Source organism: Trichococcus sp. (assembly GCF_049589555.1).
Classification (GTDB): domain Bacteria; phylum Bacillota; class Bacilli; order Lactobacillales; family Aerococcaceae; genus Trichococcus.
Map to the genome: position 1 here is coordinate 1 of NZ_JBAWAZ010000345.1, position 4,954 is coordinate 4,954.

Sequence of the window (4,954 nt, forward strand, 5' to 3'; positions counted from 1 at the left end):
GCTGCGGCTGCCAAATGTTTTTGCGGCAGATTTTTAACGAAGACCGCATCCAAAATCGCTGCATCCGGAATCAAAGCATCATTGACGATTCCGATTTTGATTCCTTTTTCAGGAACACCGACGATTGCATTGCAGGTTGCTTCGGATCCCGTCCCGCAGGTTGTTGGGATCAATAATGATTTCACTTGTTTTTTGGCTATTCCCGGAGTTTCCAACAGATTTTCGATTGAATAAGTCGCTCCTTTTAGGACGCTCACCAATTTAGCTACGTCCAGGACACTTCCTCCGCCTACTGCAACGATATAATCTGCTGGCGTATCCCCAATCTCGCTGACAAGCTGTGTAACGTCATTATGGGTAGGCTCCGCTTGGACATGATAGAATATTTCGGTATGCACGCCTGCGTCATGCAACAGCTCCAGAACAGGAGTGAGGATGCCCGCTCCCTCGATTCCTTTGTCAGTGATAAGCAGGACGTTCTTCACTACTTCCCCCTCAATAATGTCCTTCATTTTCAGATAGGAATCGTTTCCGGAGAAAACCTTTCCCGGTACTTTCAATTGATTGATTGCCATTTTATTACCTCTTTCGATGTATTTAGGAAGAAATTCCTTATATCAATGAGTGCTTGTTCTTCTCCGAATCCACCCGACTTCGTGGCAATGACCGCTCCATCCAGGTCGCCTCCGACGATTTCCCCGTATGGGATACCCGGCAGGATTTCTTCCCTAAGGATGATACCGTTGGCTCCGAAAGTTTTGCATATTTCGAGGGCTGTGTCCCCTCCGGTCGCAATGATTTTGGAAATGGGTTTGTTGGCATTGATCTGAACAGCTATATCACCGATTGCTTTCATTATTTTCTTGGCTGCTGTTTCCATTTCCGCAGTGACTTTCAAGTCAAAAGCTGATTCTTCAAAAAGACTGTCCAAGACAAGCAGGCATTCCTCTTTCAAATCTTCTTTAAAAAGTTCTTCCAGAGCTCTGGCGACTTCCTTTGCTGCGTCCCCCTGCTTGATTTCTTCAGCGTTGAGGATCGCTATGCTGAGGTCTGAATCCTCTTTCATCAGATAGCTCACTTGCTTTGCCGTCACCTGACTCCTTGACCCGATGGCATACAGCAAAATGCCTTCTCTTACGTTCGGCGATTGAATAGGTTGAGACTGATCGGACTGATTTTTAATGTAGCTTGCGATTCCGGCGCTTCCGCACAACAGAACATCTTTGCTTGTTTCTTCAAAAACCGAATGGACCGTTTCCAGATCAGAGCTGTTTTCACCGTCAAACAAAATAATTTGACAACCTTTACATTTTAAGTCTTCCACAAAGGCAAGTAAATGCTCTTTTCCTTCACGGATCACCTCGATAGCGACATGCCCGATTTTTTTAATCGATTCATTGTTGAACAACTCTGTCACTTCAATCATTTTTCCCAGATTCAAAATTTCCCCATGCTTCATGCTGCGGTTGCCTTCAGGGAACGCCGGTACGACGTATGCAAAATTAAACGAGCCGGCATCCATAAGTGCTTCAATTTCCTGAACAGGATTTCCACGAAATAGGGAGTCTATTTTTTTATAGTATGCCGCATCAGGGAATGCTGCTCTTTGTTCCTTAACCAATCGGTAAACCGAAGCGAACGCATCTGTCGGCGTTACCGCTCTGGTATCAGTGTTGATGGCGACCGCGCCATAATCGGATATTTGGTTTTGATCCAAATTATTGGCTGTTATTGCAACATAGGTCGCAAATCCGTTTTTCTTGAACTGGATTGCGCTATCATTGGCGCCCGTCAAATCATCAGCAATAATAAAAATCATGCCCCGCCCTCCTTTGTTTATATTCGTTTCTTTCTCTCACACTTATATATTAGCAAGTAGCGTGCCAACTTTTTCGTTCAACAAAAAAAGCGATGAAATCAAGCTTTCCGCTTTTTTTCATCACTTATCCACTTTAAAAATGTATCATTTTGCAACATCCACGCTCTTCTTTTGCATCATTTTTTGTTATCGTTCAGTTTCCGGTACAAAGTGGACCGGTTGATCCCTAAAATTTCACTCAATTCGTTCGTGGTCGATACCTTATTTTTCAAAAACTCGATATATTCTTCTTCCAATACTTTCAGGGTCGGCAAATCTGAAAATAATCCTTCAACCGATTTTGTATCGGTCTTTTTCGGATCCACAATATCATTAACGGAAGATTCTTTTTGGATATCCGCTAATGCGATTTTGTCGTCATCCGCCAGAATGACCCCTCTTTCGATCAACCCTTCCAATTCACGGACATTGCCTTTGTAATGATAGTCAGTCAGATATTCAACGACTTCTTCGCTGAAAACGAGTCCTTTTTTATCATATTTCCTGCTATATTTACTCAGGTAAAAATCCATCAAGATCGGGATGTCTTCTTTACGCTCATCCAAATGCGGTATCTTCAGGCTCAAAATATTCACACGATACAGAAGATCCTCGCGGAATTTCCCCGCAGCTGCTTCTTTCTCCAGGTTTTTGTTCGATGCACAAATGATGCGCACATCGATCGGCACAATCGATGTACCGCCTACCCGCACGATTTGGCGTTCCTGCAGCACGCGAAGCAGATGCCCTTGGGTTTGAAGCGGCAACTCGCTTATTTCATCCAAAAAGATCGTGCCGTTATGGGCCATTTCAAACATGCCCGGACGACCGCCCTTCCGGCTTCCCGTAAAGGCACCTTCCTCATAACCGAACAGTTCACTTTCTATCAAACTTTCCGGCAACGCCGCACAGTTCACAGCCACAAACGGTTGGTATCGCCGTGAGCTCTGATTATGAATCCCTTGGGCGAACAGTTCTTTTCCGACGCCGGTCGCTCCTTCGATCAGGATTGTGCTGTCATACTGGCTGTACTTTTTGGCGCGGATAATGCACTCGCGCATGATTCGGCTGCTGTGCTTGATGTCCGAAAGCAGATATTTAGCCGCAAAGCCCGTTCCCAAAACCTTTTTGCGGATTTTGTTTTCAAATTTTTGCAGCGTAGCCACTTCCTGGAAAATCAGGACAGAACCGCGATTAACATTTTGCACTTGGATCGGCACATTGCTGACCGCCATATTCCTGCCGTCAATAAGGGCCAACTCTTCGATGACGGTTTCTTCTTCACTGTATATCTTCAAAAAATCCTTCAGTTCAGGAACGGATCGGATAGTCTTCCCGATCAGATAATTCTTATCCAGATTCAGGATCTTTTCAGCCATCAGGTTGCAGGCAATGACCGTTTCTTTTTCATCCGTTGCGATAAAGCCGTCATGTACACTGTCCATCAAAGCGGTGTAGCGTTTGTTGAACTCACTCTCTTTTTTTTGCCCTTCCAAAACGGCTTGGGCATCATCAATCACCATCTTTACGGACTCATCGCTGCTCGCGATGATTTGGCAAGAGTACCCCAGTTTCTTGCAGTGTTCTGTTACGATCGTATCCCCGATAAAAGAATGGATCCCTTTCTTTACGAAATTCTTGATGTAGGGTTCCACTTTTTCATCGTATTGCAGCTGATGGATATGGATGTGATCGTGGTTCAGGTTGGCCAGCATTTTATAGGCCTGGATCATGTTGTCGTAGCCCATGATCGCGATATCGTCTTTTGAATTCACAAGAGCGCCTATACTGTTTTCGATATCGAAAATTGTCAGCTTCAATTCCAATACGATCGTATGCAGCTTACTTTTTAACAATTTATAGGTGCCGCCCCTGGAAATGACGATTGTCGCGCCCTCATTGACGGCTTTTTGCGCCAGGATAAGCCCCTGATCCAAGTTACCCTCAAGCACCTCCATATTGGTGATTTGATGTTTCTCTATTACTCTGTTGACGGTGTTCGTCAACTCTTTATAAGGACTGATAAATACAATTTCAGCCATCCGTTATACCTCCTGTCGTGAGTATAAAACTCACCCGAATCGTTCCTGGTTCGTTAAAAAACCGCATAAAAATGGGATTCTCACCCGTTTTTATGCGGTTTTTCTATAGTAAAAGTCTACAATTTAATTTTAATCACCAATTTCCGATAGGAGCTTGGTGCCTCAAGATGCACACAAGCCATATGCCCGTCCTCCGGGAACATGATGTAGAACATGCCTTCAGCGATGTTCAGGATATCTCCGTCACCGGAAAAATTCACTTTATCTACGGTTTGATCGTAAGGTGCCGTCTCGCTAAGGAGATCGATGTTTTGCCACTTGATGTATTCTTTGCCGGCAACCACTACCTGCAGATCCAAAAAGTTTTTATGCGCCTCAAATTTGCCTTCAGAAACAGGTTTTGTGGTCCCTTCCTGAATCAGAACAAAATCGCCGTCACTCAATTCATAGCGGCCGACAGGCAAATCCCAGGAATCAACCATAAACTTGATGTAGTTTTCGATCCTTGGCAACAACGCCGCGTACACATCCAAATTTTTTACATAATCATAAATCACAGTAAAACCCTCTTTCATAAATGTTGTGTGTGAGAGAAAGAACCATTCATAAGAAAGCGGATTACAACGTAATAGTAAAATAAAAAATATAAAAAAGCAAGCCGATTTTCGCGGCTTGCTGAGCAGTCAAAAACAAAGGGTCACTCGAATCGTTTTCGCTTGGAGGTTGGCGGAATGTTGAGCTCCGTCCTGTACTTTGCCACTGTCCGCCTGGAAATGTCGATTTGCTCCTTGACCAACAGATCGACTATTTTCTGATCGGAGATAGGTTTACGCTTGTCCTCTTCATCGATCAGTTTTTGGATCATCTGTTGGACCGACGTTGTGGAGAGTGCGTCTTCATTTTCCGTTTTGGCTTTTCGTGAGAAAAAGTGTTTCAGCTCATAGATGCCCGAATCCGTTTGGATGTACGTGTCGTTGATTGCGCGACTGATGGTGGACTCGTGCAGACCCAGTTCCTCCGCGATGTCCTTTAATTGCAGCGGAACAAGCGGATG

The 4,954-nt window shown here is 44.4% G+C and carries 4 protein-coding genes and 1 pseudogene; all 5 read right to left on the reverse strand.

Annotation, left to right across the window (positions count from 1 at the left end; translation table 11 throughout):
- A partial coding sequence (locus tag WBV27_RS11965) for an iron-containing alcohol dehydrogenase (protein ID WP_424202361.1) occupies window positions 1–575 on the reverse strand: 575 nt, incomplete at its 3' end.
- Window positions 557–1,819 (reverse strand): four-carbon acid sugar kinase family protein, encoded by a 1,263-nt coding sequence (locus tag WBV27_RS11970; RefSeq protein WP_424202363.1) that lies wholly within the window; start codon window positions 1,817–1,819, stop codon window positions 557–559. The genes WBV27_RS11970 and WBV27_RS11965, both read right to left, overlap by 19 nt.
- A gap of 176 nt (window positions 1,820–1,995) precedes the next feature.
- Window positions 1,996–3,900 carry a sigma 54-interacting transcriptional regulator gene (locus WBV27_RS11975; RefSeq protein WP_424202365.1) on the reverse strand — a complete coding sequence of 635 codons (1,905 nt, stop codon included), beginning with the start codon at window positions 3,898–3,900 and terminating at the stop codon, window positions 1,996–1,998.
- Between the two features lie 116 nt (window positions 3,901–4,016).
- Window positions 4,017–4,457 (reverse strand): YhcH/YjgK/YiaL family protein, encoded by a 441-nt coding sequence (locus WBV27_RS11980; RefSeq protein WP_424202367.1) that lies wholly within the window; start codon window positions 4,455–4,457, stop codon window positions 4,017–4,019.
- 140 nt (window positions 4,458–4,597) lie between these two features.
- Window positions 4,598–4,954 (reverse strand): annotated as a pseudogene (locus tag WBV27_RS11985) (RNA polymerase factor sigma-54); the annotation flags it as partial.

What these genes read in the sequence shown, in the direction of transcription:
- WBV27_RS11970 (WP_424202363.1), bottom strand. Translation starts at nt 1,819, where the DNA reads ATGATTTTTATTATTGCTGATGATTTGACGGGCGCCAATGATAGCGCA.
- WBV27_RS11975 (WP_424202365.1), bottom strand. Translation starts at nt 3,900, where the DNA reads ATGGCTGAAATTGTATTTATCAGTCCTTATAAAGAGTTGACGAACACC.